This window comes from Herbaspirillum sp. 1173 (genome assembly GCF_031455335.1).
GTDB lineage: Bacteria > Pseudomonadota > Gammaproteobacteria > Burkholderiales > Burkholderiaceae_D > Herbaspirillum > Herbaspirillum huttiense.
This window is the reverse complement of sequence record NZ_JAVDSP010000002.1, coordinates 26,270-40,784: the sequence shown is the minus strand read 5'-3', so window position 1 is coordinate 40,784 and position 14,515 is coordinate 26,270. Positions and strand designations below refer to the sequence as shown.

At 58.4% G+C, this 14,515-nt stretch carries 19 protein-coding genes, 1 tRNA gene and 1 pseudogene; 7 read left to right on the top strand and 14 right to left on the bottom strand.

The genetic code is table 11. The features are described from left to right. Positions 1 to 10 precede the first annotated feature (10 nt). Positions 11 to 577 carry an NUDIX hydrolase gene (locus J2X56_RS08150; protein ID WP_034341204.1) on the bottom strand — a complete coding sequence of 189 codons (567 nt, stop codon included), beginning with the start codon at positions 575 to 577 and terminating at the stop codon, positions 11 to 13. Positions 578 to 777: 200 nt separating this feature from the next. On the opposite strand from J2X56_RS08150, the gene J2X56_RS08145 reads away from it, so the two are divergent. Then, a tRNA-Met gene (locus J2X56_RS08145) sits at positions 778 to 854 on the top strand. 61 nt (positions 855 to 915) lie between these two features. Further along, entirely contained in the window at positions 916 to 1,305 is a 390-nt protein-coding gene (locus J2X56_RS08140; RefSeq protein WP_310159500.1) for a hypothetical protein, read from the top strand. 288 nt (positions 1,306 to 1,593) lie between these two features. Here the strand turns inward: J2X56_RS08140 and J2X56_RS08135 are convergent. The 11 genes and pseudogenes from J2X56_RS08135 to J2X56_RS08085 all read right to left on the bottom strand — a co-directional run. Then, positions 1,594 to 2,397, bottom strand: a pseudogene (locus J2X56_RS08135) (recombinase family protein); the annotation flags it as partial. Positions 2,398 to 2,565: 168 nt separating this feature from the next. After that, the gene (locus J2X56_RS08130) at positions 2,566 to 3,327 is read right to left on the bottom strand and encodes a PRTRC system ThiF family protein (protein ID WP_310159497.1); all 762 of its coding nucleotides are present in this window, start codon (positions 3,325 to 3,327) and stop codon (positions 2,566 to 2,568) included. 1 nt (position 3,328) lies between these two features. Continuing rightward, positions 3,329 to 4,081, bottom strand: a complete 753-nt coding sequence (locus J2X56_RS08125) for a PRTRC system protein A (RefSeq protein WP_310159494.1) — start codon at positions 4,079 to 4,081, stop codon at positions 3,329 to 3,331. After that, positions 4,078 to 4,836, bottom strand: a complete 759-nt coding sequence (locus tag J2X56_RS08120; protein WP_310159491.1) for a PRTRC system protein B — start codon at positions 4,834 to 4,836, stop codon at positions 4,078 to 4,080. Before J2X56_RS08120 ends, J2X56_RS08125 begins: the two co-directional genes overlap by 4 nt. Next, on the bottom strand, positions 4,833 to 5,861 hold the full coding sequence (locus J2X56_RS08115) for a PRTRC system protein F (RefSeq protein WP_310159488.1): 1,029 nt from the start codon (positions 5,859 to 5,861) through the stop codon (positions 4,833 to 4,835). The genes J2X56_RS08120 and J2X56_RS08115 overlap by 4 nt, the downstream gene beginning before the upstream one ends. Beyond that, positions 5,858 to 6,247: a PRTRC system protein C gene (locus J2X56_RS08110; RefSeq protein WP_310159485.1), complete on the bottom strand. Its 390-nt coding sequence runs from the start codon at positions 6,245 to 6,247 to the stop codon at positions 5,858 to 5,860. Before J2X56_RS08110 ends, J2X56_RS08115 begins: the two co-directional genes overlap by 4 nt. Before the next feature lie 11 nt (positions 6,248 to 6,258). Then, positions 6,259 to 6,999 (bottom strand): PRTRC system protein E, encoded by a 741-nt coding sequence (locus tag J2X56_RS08105; protein WP_310159482.1) that lies wholly within the window; start codon positions 6,997 to 6,999, stop codon positions 6,259 to 6,261. A 30-nt stretch (positions 7,000 to 7,029) separates the two neighbouring features. Next, positions 7,030 to 7,524: a hypothetical protein gene (locus J2X56_RS08100; RefSeq protein WP_310159478.1), complete on the bottom strand. Its 495-nt coding sequence runs from the start codon at positions 7,522 to 7,524 to the stop codon at positions 7,030 to 7,032. A 206-nt stretch (positions 7,525 to 7,730) separates the two neighbouring features. Next, positions 7,731 to 7,982: a hypothetical protein gene (locus J2X56_RS08095; RefSeq protein ID WP_310159475.1), complete on the bottom strand. Its 252-nt coding sequence runs from the start codon at positions 7,980 to 7,982 to the stop codon at positions 7,731 to 7,733. Between the two features lie 319 nt (positions 7,983 to 8,301). Next, positions 8,302 to 8,916 (bottom strand): hypothetical protein, encoded by a 615-nt coding sequence (locus J2X56_RS08090; protein ID WP_310159472.1) that lies wholly within the window; start codon positions 8,914 to 8,916, stop codon positions 8,302 to 8,304. Beyond that, a complete protein-coding gene (locus tag J2X56_RS08085; protein ID WP_310159469.1) occupies positions 8,913 to 9,236 on the bottom strand; it encodes a hypothetical protein in 324 nt (107 codons plus the stop codon). Before J2X56_RS08085 ends, J2X56_RS08090 begins: the two co-directional genes overlap by 4 nt. On the opposite strand from J2X56_RS08085, the gene J2X56_RS27030 reads away from it, so the two are divergent. Continuing rightward, positions 9,221 to 9,388 (top strand): sortase B protein-sorting domain-containing protein, encoded by a 168-nt coding sequence (locus J2X56_RS27030; protein WP_409025213.1) that lies wholly within the window; start codon positions 9,221 to 9,223, stop codon positions 9,386 to 9,388. The genes J2X56_RS08085 and J2X56_RS27030 overlap by 16 nt on opposite strands. Here J2X56_RS27030 and J2X56_RS08080 read toward each other — a convergent pair. Next, positions 9,383 to 9,988 (bottom strand): S24 family peptidase, encoded by a 606-nt coding sequence (locus tag J2X56_RS08080; protein WP_310159466.1) that lies wholly within the window; start codon positions 9,986 to 9,988, stop codon positions 9,383 to 9,385. The genes J2X56_RS27030 and J2X56_RS08080 overlap by 6 nt on opposite strands. Before the next feature lie 591 nt (positions 9,989 to 10,579). Here J2X56_RS08080 and J2X56_RS08075 point away from each other — a divergent pair. Genes J2X56_RS08075 through J2X56_RS08065 form a run of 3 tightly spaced genes read left to right on the top strand, consistent with a single transcriptional unit; the run spans position 10,580 to position 11,568 of the window. Beyond that, complete coding sequence (locus tag J2X56_RS08075; protein ID WP_310159464.1) at positions 10,580 to 10,798, top strand: hypothetical protein; 219 nt, start codon at positions 10,580 to 10,582, stop codon at positions 10,796 to 10,798. Between the two features lie 18 nt (positions 10,799 to 10,816). Next, positions 10,817 to 11,341: a phage regulatory CII family protein gene (locus J2X56_RS08070; RefSeq protein WP_258398701.1), complete on the top strand. Its 525-nt coding sequence runs from the start codon at positions 10,817 to 10,819 to the stop codon at positions 11,339 to 11,341. After that, the gene (locus tag J2X56_RS08065; protein ID WP_039784704.1) at positions 11,341 to 11,568 is read left to right on the top strand and encodes a hypothetical protein; all 228 of its coding nucleotides are present in this window, start codon (positions 11,341 to 11,343) and stop codon (positions 11,566 to 11,568) included. Before J2X56_RS08070 ends, J2X56_RS08065 begins: the two co-directional genes overlap by 1 nt. Before the next feature lie 81 nt (positions 11,569 to 11,649). Here J2X56_RS08065 and J2X56_RS08060 read toward each other — a convergent pair whose 3' ends face one another. Beyond that, positions 11,650 to 11,883: a hypothetical protein gene (locus J2X56_RS08060; protein ID WP_310159458.1), complete on the bottom strand. Its 234-nt coding sequence runs from the start codon at positions 11,881 to 11,883 to the stop codon at positions 11,650 to 11,652. Between the two features lie 62 nt (positions 11,884 to 11,945). Here J2X56_RS08060 and J2X56_RS08055 point away from each other — a divergent pair, with 62 nt between their 5' ends. Next, a complete protein-coding gene (locus J2X56_RS08055) occupies positions 11,946 to 14,453 on the top strand; it encodes a VapE domain-containing protein (protein WP_310159455.1) in 2,508 nt (835 codons plus the stop codon). Positions 14,454 to 14,515 lie beyond the last annotated feature (62 nt).

Sequence of the window (14,515 nt, the reverse complement as noted above, 5' to 3'; positions counted from 1 at the left end):
CTCCTGCGGATCAGATCATGCGGCGGCGGATGTCTTCGGTGTGCAGCGTGAAGCTGCCTTCACCGCTGCGCACGTTCTTGAGATCGGCAAAGAAGGCGCGCAGGGTGAATTCCACCGTGGGGAAGGCGATGTCCTGCCAGGGGATCTGGTCTTCTGTATAGAGGGCCACTTCCAGGCTTTCGACACCGGCCTGGTAGTCGAGATCTAGCAGGGTGGCGCGGTAGAAGAGGTGGACTTGGTGCACGTGGGGCACGTTGACCAGGGAGAACAGTTCGTGCAGATCGATGCGGGCGCCGGCTTCCTCTTCGGTTTCGCGGCGGGCGGCGTCTTCGGTGGTTTCGGCGTTTTCCATGAAACCGGCCGGCAGGGTCCAGTAACCGAGGCGCGGCTCGATGGCGCGCTTGCAGAGCAGGACCTTGGTTTGGCCATCCTGATCCCAGACGGGGATGGAGCCGACCACCATCTTTGGATTCTGATAATGGATTGCACCGCAGTTGCCGCACACATGGCGCAGCCGCGTGTCATCGGGAGGGATCTGCAGGGAGACTGTGTGGCCGCACTCGGAACAGAATTTCATAGAGGCTCGGAAGGTGTCTGTCTATATATATAGTAGGGAAAGGCCCTTGGTGCATTTTCTTGCCGCGGCGACGGGGCGTTGGGACGCTGTCCTGGACGGCTGCGGGAAGCTGCAATGCGGTTAGGAGTGTATCACTGTAAAAAGATTGCAGAAAATGTTTGCATTCCGATTTTACCTGCCCTATAATTGTTTTCTTCAGACGCGGGGTGGAGCAGTCTGGCAGCTCGTCGGGCTCATAACCCGAAGGTCGTAGGTTCAAATCCTGCCCCCGCAACCACCGATATAGACGGCCCGGCTACTTGCTTAAGTAGCTGGGCCGTTGCCATTCTGGCCCACACTTGGTTATCTTCCCTCACCTCCAGCTGGATCGAGCCGAAGATATCGCCCAGGATCTTCCTGGCCATCAATGGGTTCTCCCGCAGCGCATCCGTCAGGTTCATCAGGATCTCATTGAAGATGCTGCCGACGTTGGGCGTGCGTGCCGCCTCACTTGCTGCCTTGAGTGCAAGCCTGCGCTGCAGCGCGCTACGATCATTTTCCAAAGCTTTCAGCTTGGAGGCCAGCGCCTCCGAGGCGCCGACCATGGTGATGGCGTCAATCACTCGCCCGATCTCGGCTGTGAGCTGGGTGATCCGTTTGGTAGCTTGGGCCACATCTTCAGTCGAGCCAGTATTTTCGGTCAGCAACTCTTCAAAAGCCTTTTCGAACTCGGCGGCCGCCACCGGTGAAAGCAGCTCTGCACGGATAATCGAAATCAGGCGCTTCTCAACCAAGTCTCTTGGAATAGAGAAGCCTTTGCACACGGCCGGGCCACGATCCTTCGCGGCCGCACAGCCGTAGCGGTCCGCATTGATCGCCACCACGGCCCCGCCGCAGTGGGGGCAGAGCATCATCCCGCCAAAGAGGGTCGTCGCTGGCCGGACCTGGCGCTTGCGCCCATGTTCGTCCCGCCCGGCATCAATGCGCTCTCGCACGCGGCGCCAAAGTTCGTCATCAATGATGCGCAGCTCCGGCAGGCTGGCCATCTGCCATTCCTCTCGGGGGCGCTCTGTTCTTTGGCGCCGGCCGGTATCCGGGTCTTTGATCCATTGAGATCTGTTCCAGACGTACTGACCCACATACATCGAGTTATTCAAGATGCCCGAGCCCTTCACCGGGCTGCCATAGATGGCGGACACGGCCCACGTGCTATCGCGCGGCGATGATACACCCTGGTTATTCAGTTCATGGGCGATCCGCTGCACGCTGTTTCCAGCGGCATATTGCTCGAAAATCCAAACGACCCAGCGTGCCTGGCTTTCGTTGATCTTGTACGTGCTCCCGCCGCCCGCCTTCACGATGTCATACCCATACGACTTCCCGCCGGCGATATATCCCCGCTCCACCTGGCCGGCCTGGCCTCGATGCGTCTTACTGCGCAGGTCGTCCAAGTAGAGATCGTTGATCAGCCCTCGGACGCCACGCATTATCTTGCGACCGCTGTGCCGCGAGTCGTAGCCATCCGAAACGCCGATGATCCGGATACCACGATGCTCCAGGCGACGGACAATCTGCTCTTGCTCGACCTGGTCGCGTGCAAGGCGGTCCAGGCCTTCCACCAGTAGCAGATCAAAGCGGCCGGCGAGCGCGTCAGCCAGCATCGCGTTGCCGGCAGGGCGGGTGCCCACTGCGGTCGAGCCAGAGATGGCAGCATCGCAGCGCTCGAATTCGACCGTTGCGCCCTCCCGGTCAGCCCGGGCGCGGCACACACGTAACTGATCGTCGAGAGAGGTCTCGCTCTGTTTGTCGCTGCTATACCGTGCGTAGATCGTTGCCTTCATTGCCATCGTGTGTCGTTGATGTTGCTGTATTGGGTGGATTGCCGGCCAGCCAGCTTTTCACGGCTTGGGCGGCAAGCAAGCGGATCAAGGGCCGCATGCTTGATGTGTTTTGAAGCATATCAGCTGCCACAAACGGTGAGTCGGGCCGCCTTCCTTGTCCGCTTTTTCTCATGATGAGGTCTCCTGGGGCTCCTTCACCGCCATTGGCACCATGCGGCCCGCCTTCAAATTCACGAATACACCGTGCCAATTCACTTGGCCATGACGAAACATTTCCCAGAGAAGCTGGAGCGCCGGCGTCACCACGGATTGGTTGATGAACAGCTCTTGCTTTTCCAATGCTTCGGCCAGGCCGCAACTTGGGGTGTCATCTTCCGGGATCGCTACATTGATCAGCTCGGGAAGAGCGTCATATGGATAGGGCAGGCGAACGTGGCCCGCAGGAGTACGCTCGCCAGCGGTGATATGTGTTCTCGGCTGGCCAAGAATGACCTGGCCGTCAGATGCCCGGTTGCCGAGGTCCATCACATAGTGAGGCTCTCGGCTCCAGCTGTTGATCTGCTGATCAATCTCGTGGCGCGCCGCTATGCTGTCCACGCATACGATCACCATGGAGGCATTCCCATGTCCAGAATAGCGATCAGGATAGGCCTTCCAGTTCAATCCGAAAAACGCGTTGATGCGATGTGTCAGCACAATGGCCTTGGATTGTCCGACGTCGGCGCGCGTGAAAAGCTGGCGTGCCAGGTTGGCTTCGCTCACCGTGTCAGGGTCCCAGCTGCGGACCATCAAGCCGGGATGCCCAAGCGCCTGCAGTGCATGGTCCAGCCTGGCCAGGCCAGTGAGCATCTGCGAGCCGTTTCCCCCGCAGCCGATCAGATCAATCTCTACCACCTTCTCCAAAAGATGCGGATGAGTGAAATGTGGCATCTCACCCTCCAAACAGCTTTTCCACTGGCACGGTGATAGGGGCATAGAGTCCCAGCATGCACAGGCGGAAGGATACGGTAGGGGAATCGCTATCCAGGTTGCCGATGACCCCTGCAAACTTCACGCTGCCGGCGTCGTCCAGATTGTCCTGGTCGCTGAAGAACGCTGGCATCGAGCCGTGACTATGGATATCGATGGCCAACGACTGATGTGCCGGAAGCGAGTCAGTGCGGTATCGGACTGAACCTGGCGTGGCGTCTTCGATCTGCAACTTGACGGGCACCAGCTGGCCGGCCTCGCTGTCCCATGCAATGTGGCAGATGTCCTCGTTGGGGAGGTTGCTCATAGCCTGCCGGGCAAAGGCGCGCATCAGATCAATGGCGCAGCTGAGCCGACCAAAGGCCAGTTGGTTACGGGGCGAGATCTCGCCAAATGGCATGGCGACAGCGCGCTGCTCGCTCAAGCGGACGATGGAATGGAGCCATGGACGACGCACCTCCAAGTAGAGGCCGTCCCGCGCCAGCAGAAAGCGGTGCTTGTTTTCCTCGATAGGCACAAACATACCGTGTTGGGGTACCACTGCCACAGGGGCTGCCAGGAAACTGGCCTGATCGAGCGGCGCGGCCGGGTCATCACCAGCGCCGGCAATCGGGTAGAGCGAGTGCAGAGAGTGCGCCGCTTTTCGCAGCGTTGCGATCTCGTCGATGGCCGTGGTGATGGTGTTCTGCAGTTTGTCGAAGGCGATAGCGTTCATTTGGTCAGTTCCTTAATCTTTTGGGTAAGAGTGGATTTGCATGGCACGAGCCATTGGGCCCACTCCCATGCGGCATTGGGGTTGTCCAGCAAGTGTTTCCACATCGGGATCGCGCCACCCTGGCAACTGACCAGATTGGGATCGTTGGGGTGCGTGAACCGACTACCATAGAAGGCGCGCTCATAATCCTTCATCGCTCCGGCGTCCATGGACTTCGGCATGGCCACGTTCCCGGTACACACTTCGCCGCTCTTCCAGACATTGAAGTAGGGGGCCTTGTACAAAGGCGTTTCCGGCTGTGGGCGTTCCTCACCGACCGTCGAGAACACATACAGACGGCCGGAGCTCACAAGAAAGACCACGCCAGGTTGGGTGATGGTTGCGTTGGCCTCGCCGATTACATCGTCCTGAGTTGTGAACCAAAGATGACGCGGCTGTGGTGGGCACCACCAAGCAATTAAGCGAGGTGCCATATACAGCAGGTTTTCCGGAATGAAGCCTGCAAAGGCTGCGGCCGCAGATATTTTCTCTCCCAGTTGCGCAAGTACTTTTTTGCTAGGCGCACTGCCCGGGCCGAGCAATGGCACGTCCGGCGCGTCTTCGGCATAGATCACCTGGTGATTGCTGGCATATACCGATCGGCCGTCGCTGGATGAGTACAGCAGGAGGGCACCGATCAGATCCATTTCCTTTGACGCCTCGGCCTCGACGATACCGAAGCTGGCCGCCTGACTGCGCAGTTGAACTCTGCTCATGTGCGTGCTCCTATCAGGAGGATCAGCTCTTCTACCCGGCGAGCCAGGCCGAGCATTTCTTCCATGGCGGCGAGGCGTTTTTTAACGGAGCGCACATCGAGGGCCAGCTCGCTGACCGTGACCATTTCGGTCGACTCTCCTTGCATGAACATGCTGAATGCATCATCGATAACACGGGTCGTAGCATCGTTATCGCTCCAGGCGAGTGCCATGGTTGCGCAGATTGGGTCGACGGCCGAATCGATGTGGCAAGCGCTGATATCTGCGCGTCGAATGAACTCGGGGCGCTGTCCCCAAGCGCTGACACTGTCACAGGCGGCAATAACGTCCCGGGTCAGCGATGTCTCTGCTGCACGTAGCGCCTGCTTGCGGGAACACACTCGCTTGGGCCAGACCAGCCAATCGGGAATATTCCTGAAGAAATCGGCCTTCCTGAATACTTCGTACTCCGAAAGAAACTGCTCTACAGAAGATGCGCCACTTTCCTCGTACTCAATGGATACATTGGCAAATGCAACTTCATCAGCCTCACCTTGCCAGTAGTAATACTGCGCCAGGCCGAAGACCGTATCGGGGCTGAGCGTATAAGGGAGGTAGGCCAGCGCATCATAGAGGAGAGCAAGAACGGTTTGGCCTAGCCCGTACCGCTCTTCCTCCAGGTGGCTGATCGTACTCTCCATGGTCAGCAGAGGAAACCGGTCTTCTGTGTCCAGACAGAACGCAGCGTCGGCCAGGCTGCCATAGTGCCCGATGTTTCGAGTTGTTTGAATGGACGGCTGCAGCCTGAACAGACTCAGGCCACGTGCATGGCCACTCCACCACCGAGTAAGGGCCAGCTTGCAGAGTTCTGTCTCATCGCGTGCGGACTGGAGGTCCGCCTCGTCGACCAGATCAGTTTGCAGGAGGCATATGGCGAGATCACGTGCAATTGGCCGCTCACCCGCCCCGGCCGGCCAAATGCTGGTCGGAATGGTCGCGCTGAGCCTCGGCAAGATCCACGGAGTAATCCGAGCATCCAGTTTCATGGCAGCACCGAGATGTCGTGGCTGCCGGGCGCGAATGCGTCGCCGCGCAGCGGGGCCTGGAGCACCTCCTGCAGCGCCAGCGCGAAAGGGGTATTCGGGCGGGCGGAGGCGAGAGCGGCGTTGGAAGCCGCTCCGACCAGTGTTCCATTGTCCTGCAGGAGGCGTAAGGCTTCACGCTTATCGAGCCCCTTTGTGCCGACTGCGCGCCGGAATGTGTAGATCTGGCGGTTGCCCGTCATTTCCGGTCCTTCGATGTCTGCATTGAGCAGCTCGGGATAATGGTTCGCGTAGAACTCTCGGACCTGGGTGAGCGAAAAGGCGGAGCTGGGATCTGCCAGCTTGACGCTGCCGTACTTGAATTCGCGGATCAGTTCTTCGGATTGCATGGTGATGGCTTTCAGAATTCGATGTCGGAGAAAGCCCCGCCGGACTGCGCAGCGGGAGTTGGGGTAGGAGTGGTTTTGCTAGCCTCGCTGTCGGGCACTGGAGGCGGTTGATTGCTTGCCGGCGTGGTTTGCCAGTCCTTATCGAGCGCTGCTGCGGGAATGGTCTCGCTGGTGCCCGTTTGCTTTCCGCTCTCTTGATCCTTCGGGATCTCGTCCATCGCATTGCCAGCGCGCGTCAGCTCGGTCACCTTCGCGTCTACGCCCTCCACCTGGATCTTCAGCGTGCCGCCGACTTCGGTCTTCCCAGCGATGGCGGGCTGCTGTTCCACGCTTTCAGGCTTCGGGGAGGCCTCACCGCTCGGCGCAGCATCGGTCGGCTTAGCGGCCGGTGGGGGCTCGGCATTCTTGCTCTGCTTTTCGCCCTTGGGGCTTCCCTTCACCTGCTTAGCCGCCTTCCCGCCGGCCTTGCCGCTGGAGCCATTAGCTGCGCTGTCTTCGGCATCCTCTTGGTCAAGAGCGCCGGCAACCTGATCCAGCAGGGAGCGGCGGGGAGTGCTCCACATCTGCATGGCCTGGACGAAGTCGCGATCCAGTTCGTCGGCGCTGGCCAGCAGCGAGAGTGGCCGGAGAGCGGGTGCTGCATCCGGATCTTTGCTCACCGGGGTAATATTGACGCGCATGAGGTCACCCTCGGGAGCGATGGAGATGAGCAGCGTCGACTTACGGGCGAGCTCCTGCAGTGCTTTGAACATAGCTGTCCTTTCGATTGGGATGCGCCAGGATCAGGCGGCGCGGTAGGTGTAGCGGTGGCGCGTGCCGCGACGGTAGATCCGGTGCTCATCGGCCATTTTTTCGAGCACCGGAGAAATCGTTGAAATCTGCATGCGGAGAGCATGTGCGACGGATGCACTGTCCATTTCGCCGCCAGCGCCGAGCAGGGCAGCGATGCGCCCCTGCAGCACTACGTCGCCGAAGATCGGTGCTTCGGGCGCTGGGGCGTGTTGGGCGGTATCGCCTCGCCAGTTCGCTTGGCGGCGCTGGTGCATGCGGCAGTCTTCCTCGCTGGGGAAGCTGACTTGATGCCCGATGACAGCGCCTTCGTGCAGGATGTAGTAGTCGGTATACAGGGTGCCGCGCAGCGGGAGACGACGGATAACGAACTCGCCGATGACGAAGGGGCGAAAGTCCCGGGGCGCAGTCGGGTCGTAGCGTTCGATGTCGCTGTAAACGCTGAGGCTAGATGCTGATGTTGGGAGGTCAAAAAAGTATTCAGTCATGGTCATTGGCTTGGGCCAGTTTTCTATCGTTGGCGCGCAGCTGCTGCATGCGTGCGTCTTCGCGGCAGTTTTTGCGCGCGACTAGCCTGATCAGGGCCGCAAAGTGCGGCGTCTGCATGGCTTCTTCAAATGGTTGGGATAGGCGGCACTCTCGGTGCGCGCGGCGGAGTTGATCGTCCGATTGGTCGGACTCGCCTGGCATGGAGCTAGTCCTTTGCGCAGGCGCGCCGCCTCGCTTCGGCGTGCATTTCGTCATCTGGCCAGGTGGCAGCGCAGAGGGCGTCCAGTTGTTCCTGGATCGGTGGCGTGAGCAGGATCGCCGGCTCCTGCTCGTCACTGGCTGAGGGGTCCGCATCCGGTCCGGCGATCGCATAAGCAGCGAGCAACGTTGCGGTAGCCAGCACGCCAACCGATAAGTGTTTTGCGGCAGCCAGAACGGCGTGAACTAGCTTCCTCATGCTGGCCTCGCTTCGATTTTCCTGTATGGCCAGAAGTCGAGGATGTGCTGTTCAATAGCGCCGGCGGTGCTATCAGAGATGGTGTGCATCCTGATTGGATCTCCCGACAGCGGAGTGACGATCAGAAGAAATGCTTTCATGGCAGAATTGACTCTCTCTAGAGCTAAGGGGCTAAAAATGAAAATTGACAACGAATTTGATCGGCGCTTGGAGCTGCTTCGGGGGAAAATGCCGGACTCCTGGAGGAATGCATTGATCGATGCGGTTGATACCCTCGACCTTTGCGTCTCGGCGGCAGAAGCGCTGTTTCCTCAAGGCTTCACTCCGGATCACGTGATTGCGATTTATGACCGGGCTGCAGCGTTACGGGCGGCTGATATCGCCAGCCGGAAACGAGATTTCGAAGAGATGTGACGTCGACGCACGTCGCAGAAAATGGAACGCGGTAGGTTTTCGCGTCTCGAAATTCTTCTTCCTGAGTGAAGTGCAGACCGTTGGCGATGATGTCCTGGCCGCTCCTCCATCCCATCACCCGGTGGACATGAGGCAGGTCTGCCGGGATCATCGACCGCCATCCTTCTTTGCGGTATTCGTCATCGAGAAAGACAATCAGGGAGCCGTCTACATGGCTACCTTTAGTAAGTCCGTCATCGCTCTGGTGATTCTTGAATTTGGATGGAGCGGACTGGGCCTTGGACGCGAAGAGTCGAGCTCGTGCCACGTCTTGGCCCTGGAAGTGGTAAAGGGCTGGCGGAGTGGCGGTCACGAAACGACGAATGATTTCGCGGCCGATCTTTTCGGTAGTTTCGCAGGCTTCCTTGTCACCAAACGGCTTGTTCTGTGCCTGCGCAGCCTGCCACAGGGCGGCCAGATACTCGTCCGTATAGCCGCTCAGGCCATCGACGTCGAATTCGAGCGTGATCGTGGCCATCATGCTTGGCCTCGTGCGGTGAGCTTTGCTTTGATTTCGGCGTAGGGAATTGCACCCTTCACGCGAAAATTCGTGAGCGCGATGGCGTTGGCAGGGATGCGCTGGCCGGGCCGCCAGTCATCAATGATTCGATCCTTCTTGAAATAGGCCAACATTTCCTTGGCACGGCGGGTCTTGCCGCAGCCTTGGGGGCCATAGATGACAATGGCGCCAGCAGGTGCGCTGGCCTTCATGTCAAACTGCTTTTCCTCCACGACGCGACGCGATTCGCCAGTACCGCGGTTCGCCAAGAAATTGAAACCTGTGAATGCCTTGCTGGTCATGTTGGCCTCTCCGTTCATTAGCATTGCTGATGAACGGATTATTAGCTGTGCTCTTTTGTGTGTCAAGAGCATTGCTAATAAAAAGGCGAAAAAAAACACCGCAAGATGCGGTGTCCTTGTTGCGAGATGACTACCTTAGCTGGGTTCTATAGGACCGAGCTCTGCCTGAAGACGACTCTGCCTATGATTAGACAGAGAGTTCCTCGGCAGATCTTGCGAGGATATCGACTCTGATCTGGATTGTCCGAGACCATCCACCATTCACCGTTATCGCGTACGAGCCTTTTAATCACGGCCTCGCCTTCATAGTTGAAGGAGAAGATTTTGTTGTCGGCCGGCTTCGTATCGGCCAGATTGGTAACGGCAACATCGCCATCGAAAAGGGTTCTTTCCATGCTGGCCCCTTTGACTCTTGTTGCCACCAGAAAACGTGGATCGAGACCCTCTGCGCGTATAACCTCCGACGGCATGAATATGGGTGGGCCGTCTTCTGTGCATTCCTCAAGTGGTACACCATTGATGCCAGCGCGCAGGCTTAGCTTCAGTGTGCGTACCCGTACCAGGCGATCATCCGCCTCGGCTTCTTCGGCGCTTAGTACCTTCCCGAGCTGGGGGGCATCTTCGTTCTGATCCATTTGCACCACTCCTTCAAGGGCGGCAGTCAGGCGCGGGCTGATCTTTTTGGGATCTGCCCCTATGACTTTGCAGAGCGCAAGCAGGGCCGGCAGGTTTAGCGGGATGATTCCGCGCATGTACTGACTTACCACTCCCTGGGTCCCGAGGCCGGACTCAGCAGCGAACCAAGTCTGCGTCGCCCCTGGATGGATAGCTTTGTACAGGGTCCAAGCCGTGCGCAAGCGTCCAGCTTCCAAGGTTTCTTCGGGGGTTAGTGATCTGCGTTGTGTCATATCTAGATTTTATTAGTAAGACTAATCCCCATCCAATCAGCTTGAAAAGCAATGCTTATAATGTAAAATAAGAGCTGTGCTTATAAATGGTGCTGAAAATGAGACTGGATTCTTTCCTTAAGGAAAATAAACTGTCACAACGAGAGTTCGGCCAGCGGCTTGTGCCCGCTGTGACTCAAGGGCTTATGAGTCAGTGGATCAAAGGGAAAACGCGCATCACTTTGGACTATGCCCTTCAGATCAGTGACCTTAGCGGCGGCAGGGTCAGCCCCCGAGATTGCGCGCTGATGTACGCGGCCTCGGAGGCTTCCCTGTTGTCAAAGCCAGCAGAGCATCCCTCGTCAGAATCTGGCGCTCCGCATCTACGCTTGGCCGCCCCGTCGGTATCTGAAGGCTCTGCAGTGTCTTCGTGACGATGGGGGCGAGAGTCTCGTCATGCCCAATGAAAGCTGCAGTGATTGCAGCAATCACTTCTGCGGTGGCTATCCGCTGCGTATTCGTCACGTCAGCGAAGTGCCGCGATCGCTTCAGCAATTTCTCGAACAGCTTTTGCGCTTCATCGTGCTGGGCTTCTTCCCTCGATTGCATTTTTATTCCCCGCGTCATTGGTATGGCCCGAAGGTTAACAGCGGCCCCGGCCTGTGGCGACGGTAAAAAAAGGAGATGTTTACCGTGACCCATCGTCATCTTGAAATGAATCAGCACGATGCTCTTTATCGGATCGCTCGCGCCTACCCGGGAGGGATCGAGGCCTTGGCTGCCCGCATGGGCAAATCGCCGAACACCCTGCGAAACAAGCTGCGGCCCGAGATCGCCACCCATGCGATGAGCTTCGAGGAGGTCAGCGAGGTCCTGGAGTTCTGCGAGGGAGCAAAGGTCAAGGACGCGCTGCAGCCGTTGCGGGCCTTCAATGCGCGGCATGGCATGGCGGCCTTTCGTATGCCGGAGGTTGACGACCAGGATGACGAGCAGCTTCTCGGTACCGTCTATCGAGTGATGAAGGAAATCGGCCAGGTCGCGGAGACAGTCTCCGTCGCATTGGAAGACGGGCGCATCACTGCGCAAGAGCTGGATCTCATTGAGAAGAATTTCGCCCAGGGCATGTCCGCCTTGGGAGAGTGGCGCGAGCGCGTCCGCCAGCGCGCTGAGCGCGATGGCGCCCTGCAGGCGCAGAAGAAGGCCGCCAAGGGGCGTTGATGGCCACGGATACCAGGTCGCTGGATTGGCAGCTGGACTGCCTGGCCCGGCACATCCTCGATATGCCCTCCAAGGCTGCTCGTATTGAGTTTCTTGAGCTCATGCGATCGAAGCGGGCAAAGGCGGCAGGGCCGGATGCAGTTGCCGATGCAGATAGGTTCGTCGCCGATCTGCGCCAGCGGATTTTGAGACAACACGAGCTGCGTAAGGCGGCGCGCAACAAGTAGGAGGAATTGTGATTCCAATGAAAAACGTCGAGGATGCTTTTACCCAGTGCGAGACCGTTGCTGCTAGAGCCTTCCTGATTCTTAGCGAAGTGCAGCGCCCAGTGACACAAAAATGCGCGTCATCGTCTCTTCGGCAACAGGATTTAACCCACCGGTCTCCTGATGGGTCGCACGGTATTCCTCCAAATCAGAAATAAGTTGCAAAGGGTTGATGCCTTGACGGGAAAGGCAGCAGATCAACGCATTGAAAACCTGCGTGGTGCTCTCTGCAACGGTCCTGGCCTCCTGGTCTTTCAGCATTTGGAAGGTGGGCATGAGGTTCTCCTTTTGTTGTGGTTGAGAGCCACATTATCCTTCATTACTTCAGGGGTGAGAGTTTGACAACACTGGATCAAGCGGTGCAGCAGATGCGTGCCGCAGGCCTTCCCGCCCTGCCGGATGGGCACCCTCGCACCGATGGCCGAATTTGGCGGTTCGGGCCAGGGAAGAAGAGCTGGTACGTTTTGCACGAGATAAGACGCGCCAATGGCTCCTGGTCGGTCCATGGGGCCTATGGCACATGGCAGGGCACCAATAATTACTCGACCAGAATCGAGGCAGATTGGACTGAGATTTCGGACCATGAGCGTGCCGAGTTGGAGCGCCGCCAGCGCGAGCAGGATGCGCGTGAGCGGGAGCGTCAGCAGGAGCGAGCCAAGTATGCAGCCAACCGCGCACGTCAGCAGTGGATGGAGGCATCGTCCGTGGGCGAGTCGCTCTATGCGCTCCGTAAGCAAATTACCACGCCTGGGCTTAGGTTCCTGGCTGATGGCACTCTGCTTGTTCCCATGCTCAAACATGTGGGTGACGGCCTGGACCTGGTAGGTCTGCAGAAGATCGCCGAAGATGGTTCGAAGACATTCAACAAGGGGATGGCCAAAGCCGGGGCCTTTTGCCCGATTGGCAAGGCCAGCCCGGATGAGAAGGTTCTCTTCATCGCGGAAGGCTACGCCACGGCACGCAGCGTGCGAATGGCACTGAAGGATACCGTAGCCGGCTTCGTTGCCTTCGATGCGGGGAACCTCTTGCCCGTTCTTCAGGGCGTCCGCGCCCGCCATCCTGACGCGCATATCCTCATTTGCGCTGATGATGACTTCGCATTCGAGCCACGCGTCTCCAGGGATCTATCGCAGCAGTACGGTATCGATGGCGTGATCATCGACGGACAGCAGCGTATGCATCCTGGTAAGGATGGTGAATACCAGGTCACCGCAAGCTGGTGCCAGGGCATAGGCGAACTTGGGTTCATCGAGGTTCGAGTTGCCGGCGACGGATTTACGCGCACCTTACGGTACGAGAATACCGGGCTGGTCAAAGCCCATGAAGCCGCCCAGGCGATTGGTAACGCCTCCGTCGTGGTGCCCGAGTTTGCGGATCGTGATGATAACAAGTGGACCGATTGGAACGACCTCCATTGTGTAGAGGGTCTGGAGGTGTGCGCCCAGCAGCTGGAGGCCGCTGTCCTGCGTGCGCTGATACCACCGCTGGTCAAGGCCGCGCAGGCCGAGAAGGAGCTTGCGCGCTCGGCGGCGGTACCGGCCGCGAATACCGCGGTCGCAGAGAAGGTGACCCGCTCTGAAACAGGGCCTATGGAGGCGGAGCATGAGAATTCCGAGCTGACCTGGGAGGCTCGCCTCGTCCGCAATGACAAAGGGCAGATTCTTCCTGTTCTGAGCAACGTGGTGGACGTCCTGCTCAATTCTCCCGATTGGGAGGGCGTGATTGTGTACGACGAATTCAGCGGCCAGGTGGTCAAGGCTAAGGCACCACCGTTTCCGCGCGGTGAAATTGGCGAGTGGACCGATAAGGACGACCTGCGTGCGACTCTGTGGATACAGAGGAAGTATTCCTTTCATCCACGAGAAGACGTGGTGATGAAGGGAGTGCTGCTGGCCGCCGATGCACAATCCCGGCACGTGGTGCGCGACTACCTCGACCCGCTGGTGTGGGACGGAAAAGAGCGGTTGTCGATGTGGATGATCGACTACCTTGGGGCCGAGGATATTGAGTATGTGCGCCGGGTATCACGCAAGTTCATGATCGGCGCAGTGGCCCGCATTTACAAGCCAGGCTGCAAGATGGACAACGTGCTGATTCTGGAGGGGACGCAAGGGCTGAAAAAATCAACGGCCCTGAAGACTTTGGCCGGAGAGTGGTTTACCGATGCGCCCCTCCGATTTGAGAACAAGGATACCTATTCGATCATGCGGGGTAAGTGGATCATCGAGCTGGCCGAGCTGGACTCGTTCAACAAGGCCGACTCTGAAGCCGCCAAGCAGTTCTTTGGGCAGTACGTTGATCGGTATCGAGACTTTTATGGGAAGCGCGCGAGCGATGTGCCGCGCCAGCAGGTTTTCGCGGGCAGCACGAACAAATATGTTTATCTCAAGGACGAGACCGGCAACCGCCGTTATTGGCCAGTGCGAGCCATCGAAATTTATCTTGAGGCGCTCGCGGCCGCCCGGGATCAACTTTGGGCTGAAGCCGTGGTAGCATTCCGCGCTGGCGAGCCTTACTGGGAAACGCCTGACGATGTTCCTCTCTTCCGTGAACAGCAGGAAGCTCGTTTCGTAAGCGATGCTTACACCGAAGTTATCGCTGTCGGATTGATCGGTAAGACCCAAACCAGCGTGACGGATGTTTTGCAAAATATCCTCAAGTTGGACACTTCCAAGTGGACGATGCCGGAGCAACAGCGTGTTGGCCGCAGCTTGGGGCAACTTGGGTGGATACGCAAAAAGGGGCCGAGTAAGGGCGGTGATCGCCCCTGGATCTACGTGCGAGGTGATGGCGAGGCGGTTTCTTCGTCCGGTCAGGAAGAGGAGGCCGACGATGCTCCGATCTGATTCTTATCGGCAAAAATATTTTGATCTGTCCCAGTCTTTTGATTCACTGGGACAGTACTGGG

Coding starts and splice junctions, on each gene's coding strand:
- J2X56_RS08115 (WP_310159488.1), bottom strand. CDS start 5,861: ATGAAACTGGATGCTCGGATTACTCCGTGGATCTTGCCGAGGCTCAGC.
- J2X56_RS27030 (WP_409025213.1), top strand. CDS start 9,221: ATGCCTTGCTGGTCATGTTGGCCTCTCCGTTCATTAGCATTGCTGATG.
- J2X56_RS08150 (WP_034341204.1), bottom strand. CDS start 577: ATGAAATTCTGTTCCGAGTGCGGCCACACAGTCTCCCTGCAGATCCCT.
- J2X56_RS08100 (WP_310159478.1), bottom strand. CDS start 7,524: ATGACTGAATACTTTTTTGACCTCCCAACATCAGCATCTAGCCTCAGC.
- J2X56_RS08095 (WP_310159475.1), bottom strand. CDS start 7,982: ATGAGGAAGCTAGTTCACGCCGTTCTGGCTGCCGCAAAACACTTATCG.
- J2X56_RS08080 (WP_310159466.1), bottom strand. CDS start 9,988: ATGCGCGGAATCATCCCGCTAAACCTGCCGGCCCTGCTTGCGCTCTGC.
- J2X56_RS08090 (WP_310159472.1), bottom strand. CDS start 8,916: ATGATGGCCACGATCACGCTCGAATTCGACGTCGATGGCCTGAGCGGC.
- J2X56_RS08120 (WP_310159491.1), bottom strand. CDS start 4,836: ATGAGCAGAGTTCAACTGCGCAGTCAGGCGGCCAGCTTCGGTATCGTC.
- J2X56_RS08110 (WP_310159485.1), bottom strand. CDS start 6,247: ATGCAATCCGAAGAACTGATCCGCGAATTCAAGTACGGCAGCGTCAAG.
- J2X56_RS08075 (WP_310159464.1), top strand. CDS start 10,580: ATGCCCAATGAAAGCTGCAGTGATTGCAGCAATCACTTCTGCGGTGGC.
- J2X56_RS08085 (WP_310159469.1), bottom strand. CDS start 9,236: ATGACCAGCAAGGCATTCACAGGTTTCAATTTCTTGGCGAACCGCGGT.
- J2X56_RS08125 (WP_310159494.1), bottom strand. CDS start 4,081: ATGAACGCTATCGCCTTCGACAAACTGCAGAACACCATCACCACGGCC.
- J2X56_RS08105 (WP_310159482.1), bottom strand. CDS start 6,999: ATGTTCAAAGCACTGCAGGAGCTCGCCCGTAAGTCGACGCTGCTCATC.
- J2X56_RS08065 (WP_039784704.1), top strand. CDS start 11,341: ATGGCCACGGATACCAGGTCGCTGGATTGGCAGCTGGACTGCCTGGCC.
- J2X56_RS08130 (WP_310159497.1), bottom strand. CDS start 3,327: ATGCCACATTTCACTCATCCGCATCTTTTGGAGAAGGTGGTAGAGATT.
- J2X56_RS08060 (WP_310159458.1), bottom strand. CDS start 11,883: ATGCCCACCTTCCAAATGCTGAAAGACCAGGAGGCCAGGACCGTTGCA.